This window comes from Bradyrhizobium sp. 35 (genome assembly GCF_023073215.1).
GTDB classification, from domain to species: domain Bacteria; phylum Pseudomonadota; class Alphaproteobacteria; order Rhizobiales; family Xanthobacteraceae; genus Bradyrhizobium; species Bradyrhizobium canariense_D.
On sequence record NZ_JADPJC010000157.1, the window covers coordinates 507,730 to 533,232 of the forward strand.

General features: G+C 64.5%; 24 protein-coding genes and 1 pseudogene. 16 read left to right on the forward strand and 9 right to left on the reverse strand.

Going from position 1 to position 25,503, the window contains the following annotated elements; genetic code table 11:
* Nucleotides 1–95 precede the first annotated feature (95 nt).
* Genes IVB36_RS34650 through IVB36_RS34665 form a run of 4 tightly spaced genes read left to right on the forward strand, consistent with a single transcriptional unit; the run spans nucleotide 96 to nucleotide 4,305 of the window.
* On the forward strand, nucleotides 96–1,013 hold the full coding sequence (locus IVB36_RS34650) for a LysR family transcriptional regulator (RefSeq protein WP_247394251.1): 918 nt from the start codon (nucleotides 96–98) through the stop codon (nucleotides 1,011–1,013).
* 32 nt (nucleotides 1,014–1,045) lie between these two features.
* Nucleotides 1,046–2,296: a Zn-dependent hydrolase gene (locus IVB36_RS34655; RefSeq protein WP_247394254.1), complete on the forward strand. Its 1,251-nt coding sequence runs from the start codon at nucleotides 1,046–1,048 to the stop codon at nucleotides 2,294–2,296.
* 12 nt (nucleotides 2,297–2,308) lie between these two features.
* Nucleotides 2,309–3,220, forward strand: coding sequence for an NAD(P)-dependent oxidoreductase (locus tag IVB36_RS34660; protein ID WP_204510629.1), 912 nt, complete (start codon nucleotides 2,309–2,311; stop codon nucleotides 3,218–3,220).
* A gap of 11 nt (nucleotides 3,221–3,231) precedes the next feature.
* A complete protein-coding gene (locus IVB36_RS34665; RefSeq protein WP_018456996.1) occupies nucleotides 3,232–4,305 on the forward strand; it encodes a malate/lactate/ureidoglycolate dehydrogenase in 1,074 nt (357 codons plus the stop codon).
* A 193-nt stretch (nucleotides 4,306–4,498) separates the two neighbouring features.
* Here the strand turns inward: IVB36_RS34665 and IVB36_RS34670 are convergent, their stop codons facing one another.
* Nucleotides 4,499–5,572 carry a tartrate dehydrogenase gene (locus IVB36_RS34670; protein WP_247394612.1) on the reverse strand — a complete coding sequence of 358 codons (1,074 nt, stop codon included), beginning with the start codon at nucleotides 5,570–5,572 and terminating at the stop codon, nucleotides 4,499–4,501.
* Between the two features lie 157 nt (nucleotides 5,573–5,729).
* On the opposite strand from IVB36_RS34670, the gene IVB36_RS34675 reads away from it, so the two are divergent.
* Both IVB36_RS34675 and IVB36_RS34680 read left to right on the forward strand, forming a co-directional pair.
* Nucleotides 5,730–6,506, forward strand: a complete 777-nt coding sequence (locus IVB36_RS34675; protein WP_204510627.1) for an SDR family oxidoreductase — start codon at nucleotides 5,730–5,732, stop codon at nucleotides 6,504–6,506.
* Between the two features lie 153 nt (nucleotides 6,507–6,659).
* On the forward strand, nucleotides 6,660–8,078 hold the full coding sequence (locus tag IVB36_RS34680; protein WP_018456999.1) for an amidase family protein: 1,419 nt from the start codon (nucleotides 6,660–6,662) through the stop codon (nucleotides 8,076–8,078).
* A gap of 155 nt (nucleotides 8,079–8,233) precedes the next feature.
* Here the strand turns inward: IVB36_RS34680 and IVB36_RS34685 are convergent, their stop codons facing one another.
* Entirely contained in the window at nucleotides 8,234–9,340 is a 1,107-nt protein-coding gene (locus IVB36_RS34685) for an amino acid ABC transporter permease (protein WP_204510626.1), read from the reverse strand.
* Between the two features lie 2 nt (nucleotides 9,341–9,342).
* On the reverse strand, nucleotides 9,343–10,530 hold the full coding sequence (locus IVB36_RS34690) for an ABC transporter permease subunit (protein ID WP_018457001.1): 1,188 nt from the start codon (nucleotides 10,528–10,530) through the stop codon (nucleotides 9,343–9,345).
* Nucleotides 10,531–10,616: 86 nt separating this feature from the next.
* On the opposite strand from IVB36_RS34690, the gene IVB36_RS34695 reads away from it, so the two are divergent.
* The 4 genes from IVB36_RS34695 (at nucleotide 10,617) to IVB36_RS34710 (ending at nucleotide 14,582) form a co-directional block, all read left to right on the forward strand.
* Nucleotides 10,617–11,489: an SIS domain-containing protein gene (locus IVB36_RS34695; RefSeq protein WP_204510624.1), complete on the forward strand. Its 873-nt coding sequence runs from the start codon at nucleotides 10,617–10,619 to the stop codon at nucleotides 11,487–11,489.
* A gap of 3 nt (nucleotides 11,490–11,492) precedes the next feature.
* A complete protein-coding gene (locus IVB36_RS34700; RefSeq protein WP_247394260.1) occupies nucleotides 11,493–12,842 on the forward strand; it encodes an aspartate aminotransferase family protein in 1,350 nt (449 codons plus the stop codon).
* A gap of 12 nt (nucleotides 12,843–12,854) precedes the next feature.
* Nucleotides 12,855–13,868 (forward strand): amino acid ABC transporter substrate-binding protein, encoded by a 1,014-nt coding sequence (locus IVB36_RS34705; RefSeq protein ID WP_085352170.1) that lies wholly within the window; start codon nucleotides 12,855–12,857, stop codon nucleotides 13,866–13,868.
* A 63-nt stretch (nucleotides 13,869–13,931) separates the two neighbouring features.
* Nucleotides 13,932–14,582 carry an aspartate/glutamate racemase family protein gene (locus tag IVB36_RS34710; RefSeq protein WP_247394615.1) on the forward strand — a complete coding sequence of 217 codons (651 nt, stop codon included), beginning with the start codon at nucleotides 13,932–13,934 and terminating at the stop codon, nucleotides 14,580–14,582.
* On the opposite strand, the gene IVB36_RS34715 is transcribed toward IVB36_RS34710, so the two are convergent.
* Nucleotides 14,579–15,226 carry a TetR/AcrR family transcriptional regulator gene (locus tag IVB36_RS34715; RefSeq protein WP_018457006.1) on the reverse strand — a complete coding sequence of 216 codons (648 nt, stop codon included), beginning with the start codon at nucleotides 15,224–15,226 and terminating at the stop codon, nucleotides 14,579–14,581. The two genes, IVB36_RS34710 and IVB36_RS34715, sit on opposite strands and share 4 nt — an antisense overlap.
* Before the next feature lie 135 nt (nucleotides 15,227–15,361).
* On the opposite strand from IVB36_RS34715, the gene IVB36_RS34720 reads away from it, so the two are divergent.
* The 5 genes and pseudogenes from IVB36_RS34720 (at nucleotide 15,362) to IVB36_RS34740 (ending at nucleotide 19,098) form a co-directional block, all read left to right on the forward strand.
* Nucleotides 15,362–15,571, forward strand: a complete 210-nt coding sequence (locus IVB36_RS34720) for a ferredoxin (RefSeq protein ID WP_007607931.1) — start codon at nucleotides 15,362–15,364, stop codon at nucleotides 15,569–15,571.
* A 67-nt stretch (nucleotides 15,572–15,638) separates the two neighbouring features.
* Nucleotides 15,639–16,862, forward strand: a complete 1,224-nt coding sequence (locus IVB36_RS34725; RefSeq protein ID WP_247394263.1) for a cytochrome P450 — start codon at nucleotides 15,639–15,641, stop codon at nucleotides 16,860–16,862.
* 89 nt (nucleotides 16,863–16,951) lie between these two features.
* Nucleotides 16,952–17,183 (forward strand): annotated as a pseudogene (locus IVB36_RS34730) (alpha-ketoglutarate permease); the annotation flags it as partial.
* 3 nt (nucleotides 17,184–17,186) lie between these two features.
* A complete protein-coding gene (locus IVB36_RS34735) occupies nucleotides 17,187–17,849 on the forward strand; it encodes a sulfite oxidase-like oxidoreductase (RefSeq protein ID WP_247394618.1) in 663 nt (220 codons plus the stop codon).
* Between the two features lie 25 nt (nucleotides 17,850–17,874).
* Nucleotides 17,875–19,098, forward strand: a complete 1,224-nt coding sequence (locus IVB36_RS34740) for a bifunctional alpha/beta hydrolase/OsmC family protein (protein ID WP_247394266.1) — start codon at nucleotides 17,875–17,877, stop codon at nucleotides 19,096–19,098.
* Nucleotides 19,099–19,108: 10 nt separating this feature from the next.
* Here the strand turns inward: IVB36_RS34740 and IVB36_RS34745 are convergent, their stop codons facing one another.
* Nucleotides 19,109–20,539, reverse strand: a complete 1,431-nt coding sequence (locus IVB36_RS34745; RefSeq protein WP_247394682.1) for a PLP-dependent aminotransferase family protein — start codon at nucleotides 20,537–20,539, stop codon at nucleotides 19,109–19,111.
* A 101-nt stretch (nucleotides 20,540–20,640) separates the two neighbouring features.
* Here IVB36_RS34745 and IVB36_RS34750 point away from each other — a divergent pair, with 101 nt between their 5' ends.
* Nucleotides 20,641–21,555, forward strand: coding sequence for a DMT family transporter (locus IVB36_RS34750; RefSeq protein ID WP_247394269.1), 915 nt, complete (start codon nucleotides 20,641–20,643; stop codon nucleotides 21,553–21,555).
* Here IVB36_RS34750 and IVB36_RS34755 read toward each other — a convergent pair.
* From IVB36_RS34755 to paaI, 4 genes are all read right to left on the reverse strand, one after another.
* Nucleotides 21,534–22,592 (reverse strand): YeeE/YedE family protein, encoded by a 1,059-nt coding sequence (locus IVB36_RS34755; RefSeq protein WP_247394272.1) that lies wholly within the window; start codon nucleotides 22,590–22,592, stop codon nucleotides 21,534–21,536. The two genes, IVB36_RS34750 and IVB36_RS34755, sit on opposite strands and share 22 nt — an antisense overlap.
* Nucleotides 22,593–22,594: 2 nt before the next feature.
* Nucleotides 22,595–23,599: a zinc-binding alcohol dehydrogenase family protein gene (locus tag IVB36_RS34760; protein ID WP_247394622.1), complete on the reverse strand. Its 1,005-nt coding sequence runs from the start codon at nucleotides 23,597–23,599 to the stop codon at nucleotides 22,595–22,597.
* A 79-nt stretch (nucleotides 23,600–23,678) separates the two neighbouring features.
* Entirely contained in the window at nucleotides 23,679–25,010 is a 1,332-nt protein-coding gene (gene paaK / locus IVB36_RS34765; protein WP_247394310.1) for a phenylacetate--CoA ligase PaaK, read from the reverse strand.
* Nucleotides 25,011–25,038: 28 nt separating this feature from the next.
* The gene (paaI, locus tag IVB36_RS34770; protein ID WP_247394313.1) at nucleotides 25,039–25,488 is read right to left on the reverse strand and encodes a hydroxyphenylacetyl-CoA thioesterase PaaI; all 450 of its coding nucleotides are present in this window, start codon (nucleotides 25,486–25,488) and stop codon (nucleotides 25,039–25,041) included.
* Nucleotides 25,489–25,503 lie beyond the last annotated feature (15 nt).

Sequence of the window (25,503 nt, forward strand, 5' to 3'; positions counted from 1 at the left end):
GACAAAGACAAGCCAACACCACGCGTGCTATAAAGTCTAATCTTCCTTTCTAATCAATATCGATAAATTTCATTTATCGGACGGGAATCCTTCCAATGCTGGACTTCAGATCGATCGAGACGTTCCTTTGGGTTGTGAAGCTCGGCAGCTTTCGCGGCGCCGCAGCACGCCTCAACACGACTCAGCCGGCGATCTCCCAGCGCATCGCCCAGCTCGAGCGCGAGATGGGGGTGAAGCTCCTAAATCGCGACCACCGCGTGGCCTCGCCGACACCGAGCGGCCGACAGATGATGGTCTATGCGGAGAAGCTGATCGGCCTGCGCGCCGCGATGATCGCCGAGATCGGCGACCGCTCGGCGATGCGCGGCGTGATGCGACTCGGCGTCGCCGAAACCATCGTGCACACTTGGCTGCCGCGGCTGGTGAAGAGCATGAACGACGTCTACCCAAACCTGTCGCTGGAGATCGAGGTCGACATCACGCCGAACCTGACCGCGCGCCTGCTTGCGCAGGAGATCGAGCTTGCCTTCGTCGTCGGTCCGCTCTCGGCCTCCGGGGTGCACAATCGCGTCCTCGCCGACTATCCGATCGGTTTTCTCGCCAGCCCCTCGCTCGGCCTCGGCGATGGACCGGTGACGCGGGCTGAGCTCGCGCGGTTTCCGATCATTACCTTCCCGCGGAAGACGCGTCCCTACGAGGTCGTGCGCGAAGTGTTCGACCGGCCGGAGCTGCCTCCGATCCGGCTGCACGCCTCCGCCTCGCTTGCGACCGTCATCCACATGGCGGTCGAGGGCCTCGGCATCGCCGTGATCCCCGACGCCATCGTCGAGAACGAGCTCGCAGACGGGCGGTTGCAACTGCTCGACACCGATCTCAAAATCGCGCCGCTGACATTCACCGCGAGCTGGCTCGCCTCGCCCGATGTCGTGGCGGTGGAGCGGGTCGCAGAGCTTGCATGTCAGATTGCGCAGAGCAGCCTCGCAGTTGACGCGCCCGCGCCGGCGCGTCATTGAAACAGGCGCCGGACAATTGAGAGACTGACCGCATGAGCCGAGCCGCCACCAATTTGCAAATCGATTCCGCCCGCCTCTGGGGCTCCATCCACGAGACCGCGCAGTTCGGCGCGACGGCCAAGGGCGGCGTGCGGCGGCTGACGCTGAGCGCGGAGGACAAGCTGGTACGCGACTGGTTCCGCAAGGCCTGCGAGGACGCCGGCTTGGAGGTGCACACCGATGCGCTCGGCTCGCAGTTCGGGCTGCGCAAGGGACGCGACATGTCGAAGCCGCCCGTCGGCATCGGCTCGCATCTCGACACGCAACCGACCGGCGGCAAGTATGACGGCATTCTGGGAACGCTCGGTGCGCTCGAAGTGATCCGCACGCTGAACGACGCCGGGATCGAAACCGAGGCGCCGATCTGCGTCGTCAACTGGACCAACGAAGAGGGTTCGCGCTTCGCTCCCGCGATGATGGCCTCCGCTGCCTATGTCGGCGACTTCACCACCGATGACATCTTGTCGCGCAGGGACGCTGATGGCACCACCGTCGGCCAGGCGCTCGATGGCATCGGTTATCGCGGCGACAAGCCGGTCGGGTTCCAGAAGCTCGGTTCCTTCGTCGAATTGCACATCGAGCAGGGCCCGATCCTGGAGGCCGAAGGCAAGACCATCGGCGTGGTCGATTCCGGCCAGGGCGTGCTTTGGTACGACGGCAAGATTTCCGGCTTCGAGAGCCATGCCGGATCGACGCCGATGCCGCTGCGGCGCGACGCGTTGGCGACGCTGTCCGAGATCGTGCTGGCGATGGAGGCCATTGCGAGGAAGTACGGGCCGAAGGCCGTCGGTACCATCGGCGAGGCCGTGATCGCAAACCCCTCGCGCAACGTCATTCCCGGCGAGATCGCCTTCACGATGGATTGCCGCAGTGCGGATGGCGCGATCATGGATGCGCTCGATCGCGATCTGCGCAGCGCGATTGCCGAGATCGCCGCACGCCGCAAGGTCGAGGTGAAGATCGACCTGGTCTGGCGCAAGCCGCCGACGCATTTCGATCCCAAATTGATTGCCGCAGTCGAGAACGCGGCGAAGACGCTCGGCTACTCCTCTCGCCGCATCACCTCCGGCGCCGGCCACGACGCCTGCAATCTCAACACAATCATGCCGGCCGCAATGGTGTTCGTGCCCTGCAAGGACGGCATCAGCCACAACGAGCTGGAAGACGCCACGCAGCCCGATTGCGCCGCGGGCACCAACGTCCTCATGCACACGGTGCTGGCGATCGCCGGCGTCGCATCCTGACCGGAGAGAACCATGCGCGGAGTTTTCGTCGACGCCAATGAAGCTCTCGCCGTAATCATGGAGCGGCTGGAGCAGCCCGGCGATCCCAAGGTGCGGATCCACAGGGATCCCGACATCAAACCCGAACAATATCCTGAAATCCTCGACGGCGCCGAGATCGCGATCGTCGACCACACCGCGCTGCCTACCGACGTCGCAAAGAAGTGCACAGGGTTGAAGCATGTCGTGTTCCTCGGCACCGGCGCGCGCAGCTACATGAACCCGGAGGAGCTCGCTGAGCTCGGCATCTCCGTGCACCTGATCAAGGGCTATGGCGACACGGCGGTCGCGGAATGCGCGATCACGCTGATGTGGGCTTCGGCCCGCGTCATCGCGATGATGGACCGCGAGATGCGCGGCGGAAACTGGCTCCGCGAAGACGGCATGCAGCTCACTGGCAAGACGCTCGGCCTGATCGGCTTCGGCGGTATTGCCGCGGAGGTCGCGCGCATTGCCTTGGGCAGCGGCATGAAGGTGATCGCCTGGAACCGCTCGCCGAAGAGCTATCCGGGCGTGGAATTCGCCGATCTCGACACGGTGTTGGCGAGAGCAGACGTCGTATCGCTGCATCTGCTGCTCAACGACGAGACGCGCGGCATGATCACCCGCGAGATGATCGCGAAGATGAAGCCGGGCGTCATCCTCATCAACACCGCCCGCGCCGCCGTCGTCGACGAGGCCGCCATGATTGATGCCCTGAAGTCGGGCCACATCCGCCATGCCGGCCTCGACGTGTTCAATATCGAGCCATTGCCCGGCGATCATCCGCTGACAAAACTGCCGAACGTGACGTTGTCGGCGCATTCGGCGTTCCGGACCCCAGAGGCGAGCGAGAACCTGATTGGCGCGGCATGGGAGCACTGCCGCCGGATCGTGAAGGAATAAGAGCAACAACAATGGCCGATTACCGCACCATCAAGGCACAGCCGCTCATCGAAGCTATCAGCGCCATCGTCAAGGCCGGCGGGTCTACGGACCGCGAGGCCGAGCTCGTGTCCACCAATCTGGTCGAGGCCAACCTCAAGGGACACGATTCGCACGGCGTCGGCATGATCCCGCGCTATGTCCAGAGCGTCACCACGGGCGGCCTCGCCGTGAACCAGCACGTCAAGGTCGTGCTCGACACCGGTCCGCTTCTCACCCTCGACGGGCTCACCGGCTACGGCCAAGTGATCGGCCATGAAGCGATGGAGCTGGCAGCCGAGCGCGCCAAGCGCAACGGCGTGTGTCTCGTCGGCCTCTCAAACTCGCACCATATCGGCCGCATCGGCCACTGGGCCGAGCAGTGCATCGACCATGGGCTGGTCTCGATCCACTTCGTCAACGTGATCTCGCGTCCCATCGTGGCGCCCTGGGGCGGCAGCGATGCGCGCCACGGCACCAACCCGTTCTGCGTCGGCATCCCGCGCGCGGGCAAGGACCCCATCGTGCTCGACTTCGCCACCAGCAGGATCGCGCAGGGCAAGACCCGCGTCGCCCACAACAAGGGCGTCGAGCTGGAGCCCGGCACGATCATCGACAATGAGGGCAAGCCGACCACCAACCCGCGCTACACCGTGATCCCGCCATACGGCGCCATCCTGCCGTTCGGCGAGCACAAGGGTTCAGGGCTCGCGCTGGTTTGCGAAATCCTCGGCGGCGCGCTCTCCGGCGGGCAGGTGGTCAAGGGTCCGTCCGATGGCAAGCACAACGTCCTCAACGGCATGCTCTCGATCATCATCGACCCCGGCAAGCTCGGCACCGCGGAGAATCTCGCGCGCGAAGTCGAGAGCTTCGTCGCCTGGCACACCGGCTCACCTCCGGCCCCAGGCGTCGACAAGGTGAAGATCGCGGGTGAGCCCGAGCGCGCGACGAAGAAGAAGCGGCTCGCGGAAGGCATCCCTGTCGATCCGACCACCTGGCAGGAGATTCTGGAGGCCGGAAAGAAGTTCGGGCTGGATCAGGCGGCGATCGAGAAGATCGCGGGGTAGTGAGGCGGAGCACGGTGCTCTTCCCTTCTCCCCTTGTGGGAGAAGGTGGCGCGAAGCGCCGGATGAGGGGTTCTGTCCGCGAAGGGAAATGCACAATTGAGAGGTCTGTCTCCGCGGAGACAACCCCTCACCCGTCTTCGATGCTTCGCATCGAAGCCACCCTCCCCCACAAGGGGGGAGGGAAAGCAGCGCTCTAATCCACCATATCCGCGACCGCCTTGCCGCAAGCCGTAGTGTCGGCATTGCCGCCGAGATCCTTGGTGCGGAGCGTGCGCTCTGCCAGCGTGCGCTCGATCGCATCGACGATCGACTTGCCGGCTTCCTTCTCGCCGAGATGCTCGAGCATCATCGCGCCGGACCAGATTGCTCCGATCGGATTGGCGATGCCTTGCCCCGCGATGTCGGGCGCCGAGCCGTGCACCGGCTCGAACACCGACGGGAAATTGCCCTCGGGGTTGATGTTGCCTGACGGCGCGATGCCGATGGTGCCGGTGCAGGCCGGGCCGAGATCCGACAGGATGTCACCGAACAAATTGGAGCCGACGACGACGTCGAACCAATCCGGATGCAGCACGAAGTTCGCGGTCAGGATGTCGATGTGATACTTGTCCCACTTCACGCTTGGATACTTCTTCGCCATCGCCTCCACGCGCTCGTCCCAATAGGGCATGGTGATGGAGATGCCGTTCGACTTGGTGGCCGAGGTCAGGTGCTTCTTCGGCCGCGACTGCGCGAGCTCGAATGCGAACTTCAGGATGCGATCGACGCCGATGCGGGTCATCACCGTCTGCTGCGTCACGAATTCACGGTCGGTGTCCGGGAACATGCGGCCGCCGACGGAGGAATATTCGCCTTCGGTGTTCTCGCGCACCACCCAGAAATCAATGTCGCCGGGCTTGCGGTTGGCCAGCGGCGACGGCACGCCCGGCATCAGCCGCACCGGGCGCAAATTCACGTACTGATCGAACTCGCGGCGGAATTTGATCAGCGATCCCCAGAGCGAGACGTGATCCGGAATCTTGGCCGGCCAGCCGACCGCGCCGAAATAGATCGCATCGTGCTTGCCGATCTGATCCTTCCAATCGTCCGGCATCATCTGGCCGTGCTTCTCGTAATAGTCCCACGACGAGAAGTCGAAATGATCGAAATGAAGGGACACGCCGTGCTTCTTCGCCGCGGTCTCCAGAACGCGCAGGCCCTCGAGCATCACTTCCTTGCCGATTCCGTCGCCGGGAATGACCGCGATCCGGTATTGTTTCTTGCTCATCGAGAACGTCCTTGATTGGTCCGGCAGCCGCCGTCTTTTTGACCGCACTGCAATGGACCAAACGCGACGGCAGTGCAACGCTGCACTGCAATGTTGACCATGGCGCGGCCGACCGCCTACTGATTTTATTCCCGTTCCTCTCCTGCGAGTAACTCCCATGGATCTGCACCTGCGTGGCAAGCGCGTCCTGATCACGGGCGCGTCCAAGGGTATCGGCGCAGCCGCCGCCGAGGCCTTTGCCGAGGAAGGCTGCCATCTCCTCCTCGCCGCCCGCAATGGCGATCAGCTCAAGGCTTTGGCCGAGCGCTTGCGCTCGGCGCACCAGATCGATGCCGCCACGAGCATTGTGGATTTGCGCAGGAGCGAGGATTTGACGCGGCTCGCCAAGGAAGCCGCCGACATCGACGTGCTCGTCAACAATGCCGGCGACATTCCCGGCGGCTCCATTGACAAGATCGACGAGGCCACCTGGCGGCACGCCTGGGAATTGAAAGTGTTCGGCTACATCAACCTCACGCGCATGATCTATGCGCAGATGAAGGCGAAGGGCGGCGGCGTGATCGTCAACGACATCGGCGCCGCCGGCGAGAAATTCGACGCCAACTACATCTGCGGCAGCGCCGGCAATGCCGCGCTGATGGCCTTCACCCGCGCGCTCGGGGGCAAGAGCCTCGCCGACAACATCCGTCTGGTCGGCATCAATCCCGGCCCGGTTGGCACTGACCGTCACGTCACCCTGCTGAAGACGCGGGCAAACCACCAGTTCGGCGACGAGAGCCGCTACAAGGAATTCCAGAAGAGCCTGCCGCTCGGCAGGCCTGCGCATGCGCGCGAGATCGGCGATCTCATGGCGTTCCTGGCGTCGGATCGCGCAGGCTATACGTCGGGGGTCATCTATACGGTGGATGGCGGAATCAGCGCAGGATGGGGTTAACTTTATCCTCGTCATTGCGAGCGCAGCGACTTGTCCGCCGAAGCTTTAGCGAAGGCGGAAGCAATCCAGGAATGTATCTGCGGCAAAAGTCTGGATTGTTTCGTCGCTTCGCTCCTCGCAATAACGCCTAAAATAAGCACAGGAGTAGAATAGTTGTCTCAGGACCTGATCCGCGAATCCGCTTGCGCCGTCGTCGACAAGCTGCGCTCCGGCGACGTCTCGCCGCTGGAGCTCTTGGATGTGCTGGAGAAGCGCATCACCGAAGTCGATGGCAAGGTCAACGCGCTGCCGACGCTGTGCTTCGATCGCGCGCGGGATAGCGCAAAGGCGCTGATGCGGAAGCCGGCCGGTGCGCGCGGATTGCTCGCAGGCCTGCCGGTGCCGATCAAGGATCTGACCGATGTTGCAGGTGTGCTGAACACACAGGGCTCGCCGATCTTCAAGGACAACATCCCGGCGACGTCCGACATCCTGGTCGAAAATCTCGAGGCCAACGGCGCGGTCGTCTATGCCAAGTCGAACACGCCGGAATTCGGTGCGGGCGCCAACACCTTCAACGAGGTGTTCGGTGCAACCCTCAATCCCTGGGATACGTCCAAATCGGCAGCCGGCTCGTCAGGCGGCGCGGCCGTTGCGCTCGCCACCGGCATGGCCTGGCTCGCGCAAGGCTCCGACATGGGCGGCAGTCTGCGCAGTCCGGCAGCTTTCTGCGGCGTCGTGGGCATGCGGCCGAGCATCGGCCGCGTCGCGCACACGCCGAAAGCGGCCATCGATCGTAACCTCGGCGTCGTCGGTCCGATGGCACGCAACGTCGAGGATCTCGCGCTGCTGCTCGACGCCATGAGCGGCGACTATGCCGCCGACCCGCTGTCGCTGCCGACGCCCTTGACGTCGTTTCTCTCGGCGGCGCAGTCAGGCAGCAAACCGAAGCGCATCGCCTATTCGGCGGATCTCGGCATCACACCGGTCGATCCCGAAGTCAAAGCGATCACGCGGAAAGCGGCGGAACGCTTTGCCGAAGCCGGCGCCATCGTCGAGGAGGCGCATCCGGATTGGCGCGATGCGCATGAGTGCTTCCACGTGCTGCGCGCGTTCGACTTCGCGATCAGCAAGGCGCAGCTGCTGCGCACCAAGCGCGACCTGCTCAAGCCCGAGGTGATCTGGAACATCGAGGAAGGCCTCAAGCTCACGACCGAGCAGCTCGAACGCGCCGAGGCGCAGCGCGTCGGCATGACAGCGCGTGCGATCGAGTTCTTCAAGCGCTACGATCTGCTGCTGGTACCGACCACGATCGTGCCGCCCTTCCCGATCGAGCACCGTTATGTCGCCGAATGCGCCGGCAAGAAGTTCGACAATTACGTCGAGTGGCTCGGCATCGTCTATGCCATCACGCTCGCCTGCTGTCCCGCGCTGTCGTTGCCGTGCGGCTTCACCGCATCGGGACTTCCGGTCGGCCTGCAGGTCGTCGGGGCTCCGCGCGCGGATGCGCAGGTGATCGCCGGCGCGAAGACGCTGGAGGATATTTTGGGCGTGCGTGGCACGACGCCGATTGATCCGCGGGTGAAGAACTAGGTTCCCGCTCTCGTGCCCCGCACGCGGCGCAGCGCCTCTTCGGCGGTGCGCTGCAGAGCCGGGGCCCAAGTCTCCAGGACTTCCCGTGTATCTCTGGGTCCCGGCTCTGCGGTGCAGCGCTTTGCGCCGCACCTTGTCCGGAACACGCGCGGCCTTCACCTTCCGCTCGTCGCCTCCAGGCTCCGGCTATACCGCGACATCGCGAAGCAGAAGACAAAATAGATCACGGCGACGAAGATGTAGACTTCGACGGAGAATTGCTGCCACGCCGGATCGATGATCGCGGTCTTGGCCGTGGTGAGCAGGTCGAAGATACCGATGATCAGAACGAGGCTGGTGTCCTTGAAGAAGGCGATGAAGGTGTTGACCAGCGGCGGGATGACGTGACGGATCGCCTGCGGCAGGACGATCAGCCGGTTCTTGCGCCAGTAGGACAGGCCGAGCGCCTCGGCGGCCTCGTATTGCCCGCGGGGCACGGCCTGGAGGCCGCCGCGGATGACTTCGGCAAGATAGGCACCCGCGAACAGGATGATCGCGACCTGCGCGCGCAAGAGCTTGTCGATGTTGAATCCGTTCGGCATGAACAGCGGAAACATCACGCTCGCCATGAACAGCAGACTGACCAGCGGCACGCCGCGGATCAGCTCGACATAGAGCACGCTGAGCGAGCGGATCGCCGGCAGTTTTGAGCGCCGGCCTAGTGCGACGAGGATGCCGAGCGGGAAGCCGAAGGCCAGACCAAAGGTCGCCAGGATCAGCGTCACCGGTAAACCACCCCAACGGTCCTGCGAGACGAACGACAGACCGAGTATGCCACCCCACATCAGCATACTGATCAGCGCGAGCGCTCCGATCCAGAGATAGGCCAGTTCGCGCCGCCATAAGGCGCGGCGGCTGGAGAGATAGAACAGGGCGATGAACAGCAGCACCGCCAGTGCCGGCCGCCACTGCTCGTCGAACGGATAGGTGCCAAACAGGATGAAGCGGTATTTTTCGGGGATGATTGCCCAGCATGCACCGAGGCCGCGTACCGCGCGGCAGGCGCTGGAATCGTTCGCCGGGGTGACCCAGACCGCATTGGCGATACCCCATTGCACGAAGCTGAAGAGGCCCTTTGCAAGCACCGCCAGCAACACGACCGAGAGGATGCCGTTCGGGATCGACGAGAACAGATTGGTGCGCAGCCAGCGCAGCACCGGGTTACCAATCTGCGGGCGGCGGACGGCGCGCGGTGCTTCCGGAATGTCGGCGATCGCCGTCATGGTCAGCGCTCCACCAGCGCGATGCGCGAATTGTACCAGTTCATGAAAAAGCTGATGCCGAGGCTGATGGTGAGAAACACCGCCATGATCAAGGCAATGGCCTCGATCGCCTGCCCGGTCTGGTTCAATGTCGTATTGGCGATCGAGACCACGTCCTGATAGCCGATCGCCACCGCGAGCGAAGAGTTCTTGGTCAGGTTGAGGTACTGGCTCGTCATTGGCGGCACGATGACGCGTAGCGCCTGTGGCAGGATGATCTGCCGCAGCATGAAGCTGCGGCGCAGTCCCAGCGCGTTGGCGGCATCCCACTGGCCGCGCGGCACCGACTGGATGCCGCTGCGCACAATCTCGGCGATGAAGGCCGAGGTGTAGGTGACGAGCGCGATCAGCAGCGCGAAATATTCCGGCGCGAGCGTCAGTCCGCCGACGAAGTTGAAGCCGCGCAACTCAGGCCATTCGATCGTCCAGGCCACGCCCAGCAGCACGGACACCGCCGCAGGCAGCACAACGAGCAAGCCGAGTGCAAAAGGCCAGGCCGGCCGCGGCTTGCCGTCGCGCATTTGCTGCGCGATGAGCCGCCGCCGGATCACATAGAACACGACAAGTCCGAGCACTGCGGTGCCGAGCACCCAAAGCTGCGGCGTCCCGATGGGAATCGCCGGCAGGATCAACCCGCGATTGGACAGGAACACGCCCTCAATCGGCCGCCATGCCGCGCGCGCGGCCGGGAGCGCCTGCATCAGCACGTACCAGAACAGGAGCTGGAGCAGCAGCGGGATGTCGCGGAGCGTCTCGACATACACCGCGGCGAGCCGCGACAGCAGCCAATTGGCCGACAGCCGCGAGATGCCGATCACCGTGCCCAGGATCGTTGCAAGCACGATTCCGATCACGGCGACGCGCAGGGTATTGGCGATGCCAACGACAAAGGCCCAGAGATATGAGTCCCTCGGATTGTAGGCGAGCAGGCTGTCGGCGATGGGCATGCCGGCCTCACGGCCAAGGAAGGCAAAACCGGTCGTGATGCGGCGCACGGAGAGATTGGTGACGGTGTTGGACCAGAGGAACACGATGACCGCGACTACGATCCCCACCACCAGAACCTGCCAGAACAGGCCTTTCAGCTCGCGCTGCCCGAAGGCGCCGAAGAAGCGACGGCGCGGCGGCGGTCTCGGACCGTCTGACGTCACAGCACAAAAATCCTTCTCAAGACGGCGATTTCCGGCAGCGCACGTCAACTGTTGCACCAAACTCAGCTTCGTGCAACAAATGTTTCATGGCCGAGCCCGCGAAATCCTCGCCACTGAGCGAACTGCGCATTGCATTGCCATCGCTTCCGATGCGGTTGCAGGAGGTCGGGCGTTTCGTTGCAGCCAACGATTACGACGCCACCACGCGTTCGATGCGCGATCTCGCAGCGGTTGCCGGCGCCGATCCCGCCGCGTTCACGCGGCTTGCCAAGGCGATCGGCTATTCGGGTTGGGATGAATTGCGCGCGGCGTTGACGGAGGCGCGGCGGCCCTCGCAGCTAGCGCCTTTCTCCGGCCGCGCCAAGGGCCGCCGCCACGGCCCGAACGCCGATGTCGCGCTCATCACCGACAAGCTGGAGGCCGAGGCCGCCGGCCTTCCGCGCATCCCGGCCCGGCCGATCGCGGAGGCGGCGCGCGCACTCCACCACGCCAAGCGGATCTGGATCACCGGCTACCGAAGCTGCCGCAGCGTCGCGGAATTGCTGAACTACGAGCTCCGGCTGTTTCGTCCCGAACAGGTGCAGCTCGTCGGCGCGTCCGGCCCCGACGATCTCGATATGGGCGCGTTCCGGCCCGGCGAGGCCGTCATCGTCATCGGCTTCATGCCCTACACCCACGCGAGCGTCCGGGTCGCGCAGGCCGCCTATCGCGCCGGCGCGGCCCTGATCGCGATCGCCGATAGCCCATCGGCGCCGATGGCTGAAGGTGCCGACCACGTGCTGCTGTTCGAGGCGGCCTCCTCTCCCGGCTTTTTCCCGAGCCTCACCGGCGCCATCGCGATCGCGCAATCGCTCGCCGCCGTGACGTTTTCGCTCGGCGGCACGGCCGCGAAAAAGCGCCTGGAGAATACCGAGGCCCGGCTGGCCGCGGCTTCAACTTACGTATCAGAGAAAGGTTGACCCATGGCCGCCCGCACCAGCCGCGTGCTGCATCGCTCGCTGCGCGAAACGCCGCCCAAGGCAATCGGCGGCGAAGGCGTCTATCTCTTTGCCGAGGACGGACGCCGCGTGATCGACGCCTCCGGCGGCGCGGCGGTCTCTTGCCTTGGCCACCAGCATCCACGCGTGATCGCAGCGATCACGAAGCAGGCTTCGACCCTCGCTTATGCCCACACAGCCTTCTTCTCGTCGGAGCCGGCGGAGGCGCTTGCCGAGACGCTGGTCGGCCACGAGCCCGGTGGCCTCGCCTACGCCTATTTCGTCAGCGGCGGATCGGAAGCGATCGAGGCCAGCATCAAGCTCGCGCGGCAATTTTTCATCGAACGCGGCGAGCCGCAGCGGCAGCATTTCATCGCTCGGCGCCAGAGCTATCACGGCAACACGCTTGGCGCACTGGCCGCCGGCGGCAATGCCTGGCGGCGTGCGCCCTATGCGCCGCTGCTCTCCGACGCCTTCAGCCATGTGACCCCGGCCTTCGCCTATCACGAGAAGCACGATGGTGAATCGGACGCGCAGTTCGTGGCGCGGCTCGCCGCCGAACTCGAAGCCGAGTTTCAGCGGCTTGGCCCCGACACCGTCGCCGCGTTCCTCGCAGAGCCCGTCGTCGGCGCCACCGCAGGTGCCGTCACGGCGCCGGACGGCTACTTCAGGGCGGTGCGCGAGATCTGCGACCGACACGGCGCGCTGCTCATTCTCGACGAGGTCATGAGCGGCATGGGCCGCACCGGCACCACGCACGCCTGGGAGCAGGAAGGCGTGGCACCCGACATCCAGGCGATCGCCAAGGGTCTCGGCGGCGGCTACCAGCCGATCGGTGCAATGCTCGCGAGCGGCAGGATCATCGACACAATCCGCTCAGGTTCGGGCGCCTTCCTGCACGGCCACACGTATCTGGCGCACCCTCTCGCTTGCGCCGCCGCGCTCGCGGTGCAGGACGTGATCCGCGAGGAGGGCCTGCTCGACCGGGTCAAGGAGCGCGGCAAGCAGCTCGAGCAGCGGCTCACCGAGCGCTTCGGCAATCACCGCCATATCGGCGACATCAGGGGCCGCGGCCTGTTCTGGGCGATCGAGCTCGTCGCCGATCGCGCCAGCCGAACCTCGTTTGATCCCGCGCTGAAGCTGAATCAGAAGATCAAGGCGGAGGCCTTCGCCAACGGCCTCGGCTGCTATCCCGGCGGCGGCACCGCAGACGGCATCCGTGGCGACCACGTGCTGCTGGCGCCGCCCTATATCACCTCCGCGGAGGAGATCGATCTGATCGTCGACAAGCTCGGCACGGCCGTCGACAGCGTATTGCGTCGTGTCAATCACTGAGGGGAGAAAAGCATGATGAGGAAAGTGGTTATCATAGCCGGCGTGCTCGCGGCGTCGACGGTGGTGGCGTCGGCGGCAACGCTCGACACGGTGAAAAGCCGCGGCACGCTGATATGCGGCGTCAGCGCCGGTTTCGCCGGCTTCTCCGCACCGGATTCGCAAGGCAACTACAAGGGTCTCGACGTCGATTATTGCCGCGCGCTCGCCGCCGGCGTGCTCGGCGATGCCAGCAAGGTGCGTTACGTCTCGCTGACCGCGCAGAACCGCTTCACCGCGCTCCAGTCCGGCGAGATCGACGTGCTCTATCGCAACTCGACGCAGACCTATCTGCGCGGTGTCACGCTGGGCCTGCGGCAAGGTCCAATCAACTTCTACGACGGTCAGGGCTTTGTCGTGAAGAAAGACCTCGGCGTGAAGGAGATCAAGGACCTCAAGGGCGCCACCGTCTGCGTCGCGCAGGGTACCACGCATGAGGTCACGCTCGGCGATTACGGCCGCGCCAACGGCATCGATTGGAAGCCGTTGGTGTTCGACCGCGTCGACACCATGTACCAGACCTTCTTCGGCGGCCGCTGCGATGCCATGACCCAGGACGCTTCCGCGCTTGCTGGCGCCGTGACGACCGCGGCGCCGAACGCGGCCGACTACGTCGTGCTGCCGCAGACCATCAGCAAGGAGCCGCTCGGCCCCTTCACCCGCAATGGCGACGAGGTCTGGAGCGACATCATCACCTGGCTGCACTACGGCTTGATCGAGGCCGAAGAGCTCGGCGTCACACAAGGCAATGTCGATGAGATGGCGAAGTCGCAGACGCCCGCGATCCAACGCCTGCTCGGTGCCTCCGGCGATCTCGGCTCGCGGCTCGGGCTCGACAACAAATGGCTGGTCACGGCCATCAAGGCCACCGGCAATTACGGCGAGATCTACGAGCGCAATGTCGGCAAGGCGAGCCCGCTCAAGCTCGAGCGCGGCCTCAACGGTCTCTGGAGCAAGGGCGGCTTGATGTACGCGGTGCCGTTCAAGTAAACGTTTTGCGTGTCCCGGACGCGTTGCGTCCGGAGCTCGCGACCTTCCATCAGGTAACGTTCAATGACGAAGTCTCCTCGCATCGCGCTGATCCACGCCCTCAAGCATTCCATCGCCCCGATCGAAGCTGCGTTCGCGAAGGTGTGGCCGGAAGCGCGGCTGATGAACCTGCTCGACGACAGCCTGTCGTCGGATCTGGCGCGTGACGGCAAGCTCAACGATGCCATGACCGAACGCTTTCTTGCGCTCGGCCACTACGCCGCGGCGACAGGCGCGGACGCGATCCTGTTCACCTGCTCGGCCTTCGGTTCCTGCATCGAGGCGGTTGCGCGCGCACATGCGCCGATGCCGGTGCTCAAGCCGAACGAAGCCATGATCGAGCGCGCGATGACGATGGGCCAGCGGATCGGCCTGCTCTCGACCTTCCCGCCGACGCTGGCTTCGATGCCGCCGGAATTTCCGGCCTCCGTCCAGATCGTGCCGAAACTCGCCGAAGGCGCGCTGGCCGCGCTCGACCGTGGCGACCGCGCTACGCATGACCGGCTGATCGTGGAAGCCGCACGCGATTTGCGCGATTGCGACGTCGTCGCGCTCGCGCAGTTCAGCATCGCGGCAACCGCGCCTCTCGTGGCAGAAGCCACCGGCCGCCCTGTCGTGACCACGCCCGACAGCGCCGTCGAGAAGCTGATGAAGCTGTTGGCGGCGAGGGCTTAAGCGCCAGCCTGTTTCCGGCGCCGCGCGCCTTTGATCGCCGCCGCAAGCGCGGCCTTGGTTTCACTGACAAAATCCTCGACCAGGTCTTCGCGCGTGGCATGGGCCGCCTCGCCGGTGAACAGTCCCTGCTCAGCCAGCATCACCACGCCGTGCACCGCCGCCCAGATCTTGAGCGCCTGCCGCTCGCGCAGATAATCAACGGCCGGGGCTTCCAATGCGTCGACCACGAGCGCAAAGGTTTCGCGGGTCGCTTCGTGCAGCTCGCTGCCTTTCGCCGCACACGACACCGTGCGCGAGGCGAACATCAAGCGGTAGATGCCATTGCGGCGTAAGCCGAAATCCAGCGTCGCCTGCGCCAGCAGCGACAGCTTCGACCGCTTCGACGGCTTTGCCATCGCCGCCCGCAATATCCCGTTGAGCTGCCGGAACGCCTCCGCCGTCACCGCCGCAAGCAGCGCCTCGCGATCGGCGAAATGCCGGTAGGGCGCCGGCTGCGAAACACCCAGCTGCTTTGCCAGCGCCTTGATGCTGATCGCCTCCGTCCCGCCCTGCTCGGCTTCGCGCAGCGCGGCCTTGATCAAGGCGTCGCGGAGATCGCCGTGGTGGTAGGTATTCTCGGGCTTGCGGGCAAGTTGTGAACGCATGTTGCGCAGAGCCTATAAGTTTGCGCTTGACAGGGGAAGCCTGCCGCGAATGTAATAGCCTATAACTTGAACAAAAACTCAAATGGGAGCGCGCGCCGCCTTCGGGCCGGAGTGCACACCATCGAGGAAGCCGCCATGACAGAGCGACTGAGGGTTCACGTTGATCCCGACAAATGCCAGGGGCACGCGCGCTGCAAGGCGCTGGCGCCGGAGCTGTTCGAGCTGGACGAATACGGCAACGCCCACGAAGCCGGCGACGGCACGGTCCCGCCCGGCCTCGAAGACAAGGCCTGGCTCGCCAAGTCCAATTGCCCGGAAATCGCGATCGACGTGATCGAGGAGTAGCGCGCCCGCTTCTGCCCGCGTGCCTTCCGCGACCACGAGCCCCCAAGGGATTTCAAGGGATTTCGAGATGTCCGACATCAGCCAGCCCACCGCCCATCCGCCCGTGACCGACTGGGTCCATGATTTCGACCACACCGATCCGCAATGGACGGAAGATCCCTTCCCGATTTGGGACGAGCTGCGCGCCGCAAGCCCGGTCGTGCATACCGAACGCTTCCTCGGCTGTTACATGCCGACGACCTATGAGGCAGTGCGCGAGATCGCCAACGACAGCGAGCATTTCTCCTCGCGCCGCATCATCGTCCGGGACGTTCGGCCGGAGATCACCAGCAGAAACTCCGCCCCGCCGATCACGTCCGATCCGCCGGTGCACAAGCCAGCCAAGCAATTGCTGCTGCCGCCGTTCACGCCGGACGCGATGAAGAAGCTGGAGCCGCGGGTGCGCGCGATCTGCAACGAGTTGATCGACGGCTTCATCACTGAAGGCCGACTTGACGCGGCAGAGCGCTACACCAAGCACATTCCGGTTCGCGCGATCGCACACATGCTCGGCATCCCCGAGACGGACAGCGATCTCTTCATCCGATGGATCCACATGATCCTGGAACTTGGCATCAAGGACGAAAACACGTTGCTCCAGGCGGTGCACGAGATGAGCGCCTATTTCAGCGCCCATATCGAAGCGCGCAAGAACAAGCCAACCGACGATCTGATTTCCTACCTGATGAATGCCAGGGACAAGGACGGCAATCCGCTCGAGGATTCGCATGTGCTGGGCTCGTTGCGCCTGCTCCTGATTGCCGGCATCGACACCACCTGGAGCGCGATCGGCTCCTCGCTCTGGCACCTTGCCCGGACGCCCGCCGACCGCGAGCGCCTGGTTGCCGAGCCCGAGCTGATCCCGACCGCGGTGGAGGAGCTGCTGCGCGCCTATTCGCCGGTGACGATGGCGCGCGAAGTGGTCAAGGAGACCACGGTGTCAGGCTGCCCGGTCAAGGCAGGCAACATGGTGCTGCTGTCCTTCCCGGCCGCCAACCGGGATCCGAAAATGTTTCCGGATGCTGATAAGGTCGTGATTGACCGCCGCGAGAACCGCCACGCCGCCTTCGGCCTCGGCATCCACCGCTGCGTCGGCTCGAACCTTGCGCGCATGGAGATGCAGGTTGCGCTCGAGGAATGGCTGAAGCGCATTCCGGACTTCGCCCTCGATCCGGCAGGCACGGTGACCTGGTCCCAAGGAACCGTCAGAGGCCCCCGCCAGTTGCCATTTTTGCTTGGAAAGGCGATGTAGACCTCTCCAAACAGTGATACGGAGAGGCCGGACTTGACTGAGCAAGCAATCAAACCGGCCTCTGAGCATTTTGATATCGCCAGCGCCCAGCGCGGATCAAGGCGATCTTCATCGGCTCGATCGGCAACCTCTGCGTCGGGCTGCCCTGTGCGATCACCGTCTCGATGTTCGGCGGCACGGCGCCGGCGATCGCGCTCTATTTCAAGACCATCGGGCATGAGGAGTGGTTCTACTATTATCTCGCTGGTATCATCTGCCTGTCGCTGAGCATCTACCATGCGCGACACCAAGCATGCCTCCGCGATGCACCGCCACGAGTAGCCGATGGCCGAAGACAACGAGCCGCCCGACAGCAAGCTGACGCGCACCAAGGAAAAATGGGCGCGCGAGGGCCGCTTTTTGACAGGCAAGATCACGCGCCCGGAAGATCAGCGCCTGCCGCCCGGCCAGCACCAGACAAAGGACTGGCCAGTGCTCGATCTCGGAGTCGTACCGCCGATTTCGCGCGAGCGCTGGCGGCTCGACGTCTACGGCGCGATCGAGAACCCCGTGTTCTGGACCTTTGCCGAGTTCGCCGCCCAGAAGCGGGCGCAGTTCATCTCCGACATCCACTGCGTCACCACCTGGTCGCGCTACGACAATGAGTGGGAGGGGCTCGCCACGCGCGAGCTGCTCGCGGCCTGCCAGCCGCGCCCGGACGCGCGCTTCGTCGTGTTGCATTCCCATGATGGCTACACCACCAACCTCGCGCTGGACGACTTTGCCGCCGAGGACGCATTGCTCGCCCATAGCTGGTCCGGTGAGCCATTGTCGGCCGAACATGGCGGCCCGGTACGGCTGGTCGTGCCGCATCTGTATTTCTGGAAGAGCGCCAAATGGGTTCAGTCGATCGAATTCCTGACCGAGGACGCGCCGGGCTTCTGGGAAGTCCGTGGCTACCATAACCGCGGCGATCCCTGGGCAGAGCAACGCTATTCGGGCGACTAGGTTCAGCAAGGAACGGGGGAAACCCATGCCGACAGAGCGCTTTCAATTCACCGGCGAAGGCGGCCATCAGCTTTCGGCCGCGCTGGAGCTACCCGACGGCGAGCCCGGGGCCTTCGCGCTGTTCGCGCATTGCTTCACCTGCGGCAAGGACACGCTGGCCGCCAAACGCATCTCGGTCGCGCTGGCCGCCAAGGGCATCGCGGTGCTGCGCTTCGACTTCACCGGGCTCGGCTCCAGCGAGGGGGATTTTGCCAATTCGACGTTTTCCTCCAACGTTGCCGATCTCGTGCGCGCCGCCGATCATCTGCGTAGCGTCCGCAAGGCGCCGTCGATTCTGATCGGTCACAGCCTCGGCGGCGCCGCGATCCTTGCGGCAGCAGGACGAATCCCGGAAGCCAAGGCGGTTGTGACCATTGCAGCACCATCCGATCCCGCCCACGTCACCGGCCTTTTCAAAGAGCATCTCGGCGACATTCGCACGCAAGGTGAGGTCGAAGTCTCGCTTGCGGGACGCCCGTTCCGGATCAAGCGCGAATTCCTCGACGACATCGCCGAGCACGAGCTGATGAAAGACGTCGCCGGCCTGCACAAGGCGCTGTTGGTGATGCATTCTCCGGTCGACGATACCGTCGGTATCGACAATGCGACGAAGCTCTTCGTCTCCGCCAGGCATCCCAAGAGCTTCGTCTCGCTCGACCATGCCGATCATCTCCTGACCAAGCCGGCCGACGCGCTCTATGCAGCCGACGTGATCGCGGCCTGGGCGAGCCGGTACATCGACGCGGCCAAACCTGCGAAGGCGATGGATCTCCCCGAGGCGCCGCGCCGGGTCGTGGTGCAGGAGACCCGCAAGAGCAAGTTCAACCAGACCATCTCCGTCGGTCCGCATCAGCTCGTCGCGGACGAGCCGGTCGCCGCCGGCGGCGAGGATGCCGGCCCTGGTCCTTACGATCTCCTGCTCGCTGGCCTCGGGGCCTGTACCTCGATGACCATGCGCCTCTATGCCGACCGCAAGTCGCTGCCGCTCGATCGTGTCACCGTCTCACTGAAGCATTCCAAGATCTATGCAAAAGACTGCGCGGAATGCGAGACGCGCGATGGCATGCTCGACCAGATCGAGCGCGACATCGCGATGGACGGCGCGCTCGATGCCGAGCAGCGCAAGAAATTGATGGAGATCGCCGACAAGTGCCCGGTGCACCGGACGCTGACGTCGGAAATCCGCATCGTGACCAAGGCCGTGGATTAGCGCGACTGCGCTAGAAGCACGACGCCATTGTTCCCACCGCCGCGGTGATCTCGCTCTCGCGCCAGGCCGCGAAGCCGAGCAGCAGGCCGTGGTCGCGCGGCCTGCCCAGTGCCAAGCCGGACAGGGCACGCGTTTCAACGCCCGCTTCGACCAGCCGCTTGACCGCCACCTGATCAGCGCGACCGCGCTTGAGACGCGCGACGAGCTGAATGCCACCGGGGGGCACTTCGGCAGAGAGCACATCGCCCAAATGGCGCTCCAATCCCTCCACGAGGTGATCGCGGCGGGCGTGATAGATCCGGCGCACCCGGCGCAGATGCGCCAGGAAATGCCCGTCGGCAATGAACTCGGCCAGCGCCTCCTGGATGTGGCTCGCGGCGATCAGTCCGATGTGCCGCTGTACGATCTCGAGAGTACCGACCATGGCCCGCGGTATGACGAGGTAGCCGAGCCGGATATCCGAGGTCATGACCTTGGAGAACGTGCCGACATAGAACACGCGGCCGTGGGCATCGAGTCCCTGCAAGGCCGGCACCGGCCGGCTATCATAGTGGAATTCGCCGTCGTAATCGTCCTCCACGATCCAGGTCTTGCCGGGCCTGCTCAGGCCAAGAAACTCCGTGCGGCGCGAGAGCGACATCAGGCGGCCGGTCGGGTGCTGATGCGACGGCGTCATGAAGATCAAGGTCGGGGCCGCCAAGCCACGAATCCGCTGCATGCCCTGCTCGTCCAAACTCATCCCGATCACGCGCGCACCGGATGCGCGGAAGGCGGCCGCGGCGCCGGGATAGCCGGGATCCTCGACCCAGACATCGTCGCCGGGGGTGATGACGGCGGCCGCGATCAGGGTCAGCGCAGCCTGCGCGCTCGGCAGAATCAGGATCTGATCCGCCCTCGCGCGCACGCCCCTGCTGGTCGCAAGATAATGCGCCAGTGCCTCGCGCAGGCGCGGCCGATTGACCGGTCCGAGCTCGCGCCTCGCCGCGCGCACAGCGCTGCGGCGCAGGCAGCGCGCCCAGACGTCGTTGGGAAACTCCCTGAAATCGCCATGTCCGGGACGCAAGGGTCTCAGTCGCGCCTGATAAGACATCGGCCAGTCGGTCTGCGTGAGGCTCGACGCCCAGGGCGAAAGCCGCGGCTTGCCAGGGCGTATGCGAGATGCGACGGCGCCAGCCTCTGTGACGCGCTCGCCGCCGTCAACCGCAACCATCGGACGGCGGCCGTGCGAGGCTTCGAGATATCCCTCGGCGGCGAGTTGCTCGAACGCATAGCTGACGGTGTTGCGCGAGACGCCGAGATCGCTCGCAAGCCCACGGCTCGACGGCAGCGTGCGGCCTTTGACGAGACGCCCGGTCGCGATCAAGCTTCGGAGCTGGCTCGTCAGTTGAGCCACCAGCCCCTCGTCGTCGGCCCGGTTCAGGTCGATCAGGGCGGAGATCATGCTGTCCGGAACTGGCACCCTATTCCTTTCCGATCTGGCACTGTTTCAGGTGCCAGACGAGATGCTATCCGCTGGACTGGACTGCTTCAAGGACCTCCGAAATGAACTCCCTATCCCCCCGCGCAGCCGTTGGCCTGTTTCTCATCGTCGTGCTGGCTTGGGGCATAAACTGGTCGGTGACGAAGCAACTCGTCCAATTCCTTCCACCACTGTGGGCTTCAGCGATCCGGAGTTGGATCGCGCTGGCTGGATTGTTCGTGATCCTCGGGCTCAGCAACAATCTGGTGATTCCGGAGCGTCGCGACATCCCGGTGGTCCTGAGCGTCGCACTGCTGCACATGACCGTGTTCTCGGTCCTGGTTGCGGCCGGTGTGCGCTTCCTACCCGCAAGCAAGGCCGTTGTGCTCGGCTACACCACGCCACTCTGGGTCGCGATCGCCGCGCCGCTGCTCGGGAAGGACACTTTGACGGCGCCGAAGGTCGCCGGCGCGCTGCTGGGCCTGATCGGGCTGGTCGTCATCCTGAACCCGGCCTCGATCGACTGGACCAACACCAATGTCGTGCTCGGCGCCGGCATGGTGATCCTGGCCGCGATCTCATGGGCCGCGAACATTATCTATATCCGCGCCCATCGCTGGATTGCCTCGCCGCTCCAGCTTCTGATCTGGCAAGTGCTCGTGGCAACCATCGTGCTATCGGTGAGCGCGACCATCGCGGATGGCCTGCCGCATGTGGAGTGGTCGTGGAGACTCGTTTTGCTGTTCCTGTATTCCGGGCTGATCGGGACGGTGCTCGCCTATTGGGCGATGTCGATGGTGAATAAGAGCATCTCGGCCCTGACGACCTCGCTCGGCACCACCGCAACGCCGCTCGTCGGCATCGCCAGCGCCGCGATCCTGCTGGGCGAGCCGATCGACATGAGTCTGGTGATAGCGGCCGCGCTGATCATCACCGGCATCGGTCTCGCGACGCTCGGCGATCGCCTGGTGCGTGGTCAGGCTACCGCGAACGGCTGAACGCGCAGCATCCCGCGCAATCCCGCCGTCGTGCCGAGCAGGATACCGGCGACGGCGACGAATGAGCCGAGCGCGAGCGTCGACACGCCGGTGAGCCCTTGGCCGATCGAACAGCCGAACGCCATCACGCCGCCGATGCCCATCAGTGCGGCGCCAGCCGCCGATCGCAGCATATGGCGTGGCGAGGAATAGCCTTCGAGATGGAAACGGCCCGTCGCAAGCGCGGTGACCAGACTGCCGGCGAAGACACCTGCAACCGTCGCGATGCCGAAATTCAGCGTCAGGCCCGTCGAGAGCATGACATATTGCAGGCTGTCCGCGATCGGCGCGACGAAGGTAAGCGAGGTCACGGGGACGGGGTTGAAATCATCCGCGCCGAGATAGCCGGTGACGAACCAGCCGCCGGCGACGAGGAGACCGACGACGACACCGGCTGCAATCTGGCCGGGCGAACGTCGGAACGCTGGGTGCGCGAAAGCAAACAGGATCAGCGTGACGACAACGACAGCAGCAGCCATTGCGCGCGAAAGCGCTTCAGCCGGACCGAACATGGCCAACAATGACGGCAGCGAATTCACGTTGACCGTGGTTTGCGAGGCCTGGACAAGGGCGATGCGCGCCGGCGCGATCAGGCCCTTGAGCGTCATCTGCGCGGCGATGGCGAGCACGACCACCACGACGAAGGAGCGGAGATTGCCACGACCGAGCAGCACCAGCGCGCGCGAACCGCAGCCGTTGGACAGTACCATGCCGTATCCGAACAGAAGTCCGCCGAGAAACAGCACCGGCATCGAGAAGGACTGTTGCAGGTAAATCGACTTGCCGAGATTGACCATGCCGGTGCCGGCGAGGAACTGGCTCGCTGTGGTCGCAACCGCGATCGCCAGCGCATAGGTTCGGACCAACCGCCCATCCCCCTCCGACAACCAGCCGCGCATGCTGCTCATCAGGCAGAAGCCGCTGAGCAGGCCGACAGCGCCGTAGACCAGGCCGATGACGAGGCCGGCGAGGATGATGAGTTGGGGAGACGAATCCATGATCAAGGTTTCAGGATCACGCGATCCCGCGAGGAGCCTGCAACGGCGACATAGGCCTCCTTCGCGCGTTCGAGCGGATAGACGGCGTTCGCGTTGATCGGAAACGGTTTCAGGTGCCCGCTCGCGAAGCCCGGGCCGAGGTCACGCAGCACAGCGCCTGTCGCGATCGACGACAGGCCGAGCGTGTCGATGCCGACATAGGTGTGTTGCCCGCGGTAGAATTCGAGAATGTTGAACTGCACGATGCGGTCGATGGCGGCGATCAGGATCTGGCGGCCGCGAAGCGCGAGCGACTTGTGCGCCGCCTGGAAATAGGGATCGCCGACCGTGTTGAAGACGATGTCGGCGCCTTTGCCATCGGTCAACTCGCGCACGCGTGTGGCGACGTCGGTCGCGGAAGCGTCGATCACCTCGATGGATGCGTTGGTGTGGCCCTCATAAGGTTCCGCCTTGCGCACCACGCCGATGACACGCGCGCCCTGCCAGGTCGCGATCTGCACCGCCGCTTGACCAACCTTGCCGTTGGCGCCGAACACCAGCACCGTTTCCCCGGGCTTTGGAATGCCGGCGCGGCGAAAACCCTCCATGGCGGTGACAAAGGGCACGCCGATGCCGGCGGCCTCCTCCCAAGACACGGTCTTCGGCTTCTCCACCACCGCGTCGGATTCAACGACGAGATGGCTGGCGTGAGTGCCGTCGCGGCGGATGCCGAGATCGCCGGAGGAGCCGAACACCTCGCGGCCCATCGTACCGGCCGGCCCGTCGATCACCACGCCGGCGTAATCGCGCCCCGGCGTGCGCGGGAAGATGGCATAGGGCATTAGCCCCGTCGCGGCCTTGACGTCGGACGGATTGACGGCGGCGGCCTTGACCTCGATCAGGAGATCGTTCGGACCGCGCGCGAGCGTATGAGGCTCGACGCGAGGTGCAATCCCAGCGGCGTTCTCGGCCTTGGCATGGACGCGGACGCAGCGCGCCTCGACGGCTTTGGGATTGGCTGATGACATGGAAAAGATCCGCGATTTCTCGCGGGCCTTGTCGCCTCTGAGGGCAGTCAAGTCAATCCGTCAAGTCAATCCCGTCAACTTAATCCTTCGGCCGCTTGTCGTAGAGCCGCTTCGCCTTGCCGAGCGAGCGTTCCAGCGTCGCAGGCGCAACCACCCGCACGTTGGAGCTGATCCCGATCGTGTTCTTGATATGGGTTGAGATCCGATCGGCATGGTCGAGGAGACCACGGCCATCCCAACTCTCCGGCCGCGCCTCGGCAATGATGGTCAACTCGTCCATGCGTCCTTCCCGAGTCAATTCCAGAATGAAATGCCCGCCGCACCAGTCGGTGGCGAGCAGAACCTCCTCGATCTGGGTCGGGAACAGGTTGACGCCGCGCAGAATGATCATGTCGTCCGAGCGCCCCGTGACCTTCTCCATCCGCCGCATGCCGGGCCGCGCCGTGCCCGGCAGAAGCCGCGTCAGGTCGCGGGTGCGATAGCGGATCACCGGAAAGGCTTCCTTGGTGAGCGATGTAAACACCAGTTCGCCCTTCTCCCCGTCGGGCAGCACCGCACCGGTGTCGGGATCGATCACTTCGGGATAGAAATGATCCTCCCAGATATGCAGGCCGTCCTTGGTCTCGATGCATTCCTGCGCGACGCCGGGGCCGATCACCTCGGAGAGACCGTAGATGTCGGTCGCATCCATGTCGAAGGCATCTTCGATCTCGCCGCGCATCGCATTGGTCCACGGCTCCGCGCCGAAGATGCCGACCTTGAGCGAGCATTGGCGCGGATCGAGCTTCTGACGCTTGAACTCGTCGAGGATCGCCAGCATATAGCTCGGCGTCACCGTAATGATGTCGGGCCGAAAATCGTTGATGAGCTGCACCTGCCGCTCGGTCATGCCCCCGGAGATCGGCACCACAGTGCAGCCGAGTTTTTCGGCGCCGTAGTGCACGCCAAGCCCGCCTGTGAAAAGACCGTAGCCATAAGCATTGTGGATGATCATGCCGGTGCGGCCGCCCGCGGCGCGGATCGAGCGTGCCATCACGTCCGACCAGGTGTCGATGTCGCGTTGCGTATAGCCCACCACGATCGGCTTGCCCGTCGTGCCGGAGGACGCATGCACGCGCACCAGTTTCTCACGGGGCACGGCAAACATGTTGAAGGGATAATTGTCGCGCAGGTCCGTTTTTACGGTGAACGGAAATTTCGCAAGATCCGAGAGCTCGCGAAAGTCGGACGGGTGCACGCCGGCCGCGTCGAAGGCCTTGCGATAGTGCGCGACGTTGTCGTAAGCGTGCTTCAGCGACCAGGCCAGCCGCTGCACCTGGAGTGCCATGATCTCGTCGCGCGATGCGCGCTCGTGCGCATCCAGCTCGGCCTTATAGGTGTTGCCACCTTCCTTGAGCCTCGTCAGAGCCATCCTCGTTTCCCCGTATCATTGTTTTTCTTTATTGATCCTGCGCCGGCAGCCAGTTTCCGGGAATGACCCGCGAATGCCCGCGGAATTCGGCGATGACTGTATCGCCGGCGGTGACGCGCACGTCATAGATGCCGGAGCGGCCGCCACGCGTGACCTCGCGGGCCTTTGCGACGAGGCGATCGCCGAGCTTGCCTGGCTTGATGAAGGTGATCTGGCCCTGCGCCGCCACGACGCGGTCGTTGTGCGAGTTGCACGCGAAAGCGAAGGCGGAATCGGCCAGCGTGAAGATGAAGCCGCCATGGGCGATGCGCTGGCCGTTGACCATATCCGGCCGCACATTCATCGCCAGCGTCGCGAACCCCGGGCCGATCTCGACGATCTCCATGCCGAGTCCTTTGGAGGCATCGTCCTCCGCCCACATCGCATCGGCGCAGGCGCGGGCAATATCCTCGGGCGACAAGGCGGCTTTGACGTTCACGCGCTTCTCCCGTCC